This is a genomic window from Shewanella sp. SG41-4, from assembly GCF_014164505.1.
GTDB lineage: Bacteria > Pseudomonadota > Gammaproteobacteria > Enterobacterales > Shewanellaceae > Shewanella.
Window position 1 is genome coordinate 1 of record NZ_JACJFI010000389.1, and the last position, 2,803, is coordinate 2,803.

A 2,803-nucleotide genomic window follows, 5' to 3' on the forward strand; every position below is an offset into this window, starting at 1 on the left:
GTTGTTTGGCTTTAAGTTTATCTTCTAACTCTAAAACTTTTTGATATTTATCAGACAGTAGTTTAGCTAAAGAACCATCATCCACGACCTTCTCAATCTTGTCTTTCAAAACAACAAGCTGAGCATCTAACCATTTAGGAACACTGAGATCTAATGCAGGTTGAGTAAGTGAAGGGATTTCAGCTATTGCTGCTTGTTGGCGGCTGCTAAGCTGTCCAATTAGTGATCCTAAGGCCGTCATTATTTCAGGCTTTCTATCCTGAATTTCTTGCAAAACCCCTGAATGTGGGGAAAGTTCGAAGCTAATACTTCCTATCATAAGCTTATGACTATTATATGCTTGAATAGCTTTTTGAGCTTCAACTTGAGATTTATCTTGAATATAGCAGTGGAATAACTTCATGCGTTCAGCAGTTGTTGAGTCTATGGTTTGCAGGCAAGTTGGGCAGTGCTCTCCATCATTAGGTGGAAAGGCTTTACCTTGAGAGTTAATAAAACCTTCAATATGTTTCCACATATGCTTCCAAGCGTCACCGCCGATTCCATCCACTGGCAAACCATTAAGAGTAGTCTGTCTGATTGCTTCAGCAGCAGCAACTTTAGTATTTCTGTCAACATACAATTGCCCTAATAATGCTAAGCTTTCGTCACCTAGCTGTTCAGACCAAGTAATAAGTTGCCTTAGTAGAGGTTCACGATAAGTTAACCTGTTGGAAAGCTCTTTTCTAATCTGTGCGGGTGTCTTTCCCGTTAACTCATGGATTTCACGTTTCAAAGGCTCAATCGTTGCTAATTCATCATCTGTGATGCAATGAACTTCAACAGATTCTGTAGTTGTTAAACTGTTTAATGAACTTATGAGCTTTCCGACATTGGTTGTAGGGTTGTAACCAAATACAGGGTGTGGTGTTTCATATTGCTTTAGTTCACCTAACAGCCTTCTTTTTACCTCTAAACAAGCACTTACTAGTTCATCAAGTAATTTGAGCTCTGCTGGTTTGTACTCAACGCTATCTTCTTTGGAAATGTAATGGATAGCTGACTTTGAATCAAAAATTCGAATGGACTTTAATTCAGGGCTGTCTTTACCATCCTTTTCCCACACAAAATGGGTAGGCTCTGCACCTGCGGAACTAAAGCTCAATGTGGCTTGAGGTTTTGCATCGGAGGGGTTGAATACATTCGAGAGTATATTTGGTACATCTCCACGCGTTAAACATGCACTCTTTAGTATCTTTGCGTAACTAGACTTTCCTGCGCCATTGTCACCATAGATAACTGTTAAACCACTAGGGTTGAGTTCTATGGTTTGATCTGGGGCAAGAGATGAAACATTCTGAACCATGCCCAGAGAAAGTAAATTGATAGGGTGTTCTTCAACGCCAAACCCAGTAACAGCTACTGGTAAAGTATTCGATGGATATATCTCATCTTTTTGTAAGAGTCCAAACTCCATCTTTGCGAGGTTATAAAGAACGTCAATAAACTCAGGCTTGATTTCTCCGTAGCCAAGAGCAATACGGATAGCGTGACGCCACCAAAGAGGTTTACCATCTTGATTAACCCATTCAACTACCTTCGTAACTTGCGACATTTCAACGACCTAAACTGATTATTTAACTATTAATACGATAACTAGAACTTACAATTTAACATTGATTCAGAGCAAGGTTTAATCACATAAACCCACTGTAAAAGTAAAGGGGTCAGGTCTTGTATTTTCCCTATCCATTAGAGCATGTATGGCAAACGAAATTGGCTGCTGACTACTCAGCCTGATGAGCTATCACGATAAGGTTTTGTACTGGAAACTTCAAAGCAGTGGCCAAATTCACTGCACCAATACGCATTACTCTTTACATTTTGAACATCTAGTAATTAGGTCTTCCTTTACTGAATAATAATAAGGAAGCTGTATACACATATCGCCAATAATTATTGAATCAAAAGCTGCAACAGGGACTGTATACTCTCCAAATTCCTGATTAAAGGTTAGAATATCAGGAAGCTCTAAACCATCTGGATTATAGATATAAACCATGCCGGGTTGTCTTACATATGCCTCTTTATCCTCTGGTAACCCCCAAGCTATATGCGTAGCTTTTACACTATTGATTGGTTCTTGCTTTTTACACCATTCAGAAATTTTGGTTACATTTTCACTAGATATTTTTCTTGGGAAATCACCATGCGCACTACAGTTCCCTATTTCTGCAAAGCTTCCCTGATAAAATTTATAAGAACTATCGCCAGACACTAGAGGAAGGCTGAAATAATCTTGCAACTTTACTGTTCCAGTGCATCCAAGACGGCACAGTTCTAATAACATTAATTGGAACTGGTAAAGGTTTTGCTGCTGTCGGTCTGGATAACCATGGACAGTTACATCAGTTAATGTTGATATCTCGCTATTAATAAAAGATGCCTTCTCGACAGTTCCAAAAGCAAAAAAACCTCGATTTAAGATGAAAACAAAGTTCGGATAGTATTCAGTTGGGTTATCATTAGCATATTTTTTTAGGTGCTTAACAATAAGATCCCAATTCATATCACTACTATATGCGAATAGTATTGTGAAGCCATTAGGATTTAACTTCTTATATGATTTCAAATTTTCAAGACCAGATTTCAATTCTTGAGTAGTCAAGTTAGACTTAACCTGGATTACCCCGTACGTATTTTCAACAGGGTAAACTTCATACATATCTCTTCTGTTCATCAAAGTAATCAACTCATCAGAGTCATAAAGAACGATATCCATTTCACGACTTAAATGCCCTGAAGGAGAAGCAACCCTGACACT

The 2,803-nt window shown here is 38.4% G+C and carries 2 protein-coding genes; both read right to left on the bottom strand.

Annotated elements, in window-relative coordinates; translation table 11 throughout:
- A partial coding sequence (locus tag H5202_RS20020) for an AAA family ATPase (protein ID WP_182773613.1) occupies window positions 1-1,594 on the bottom strand: 1,594 nt, incomplete at its 3' end.
- 255 nt (window positions 1,595-1,849) lie between these two features.
- A partial coding sequence (locus H5202_RS20025; protein ID WP_182773614.1) for a DUF6602 domain-containing protein occupies window positions 1,850-2,803 on the bottom strand: 954 nt, incomplete at its 5' end.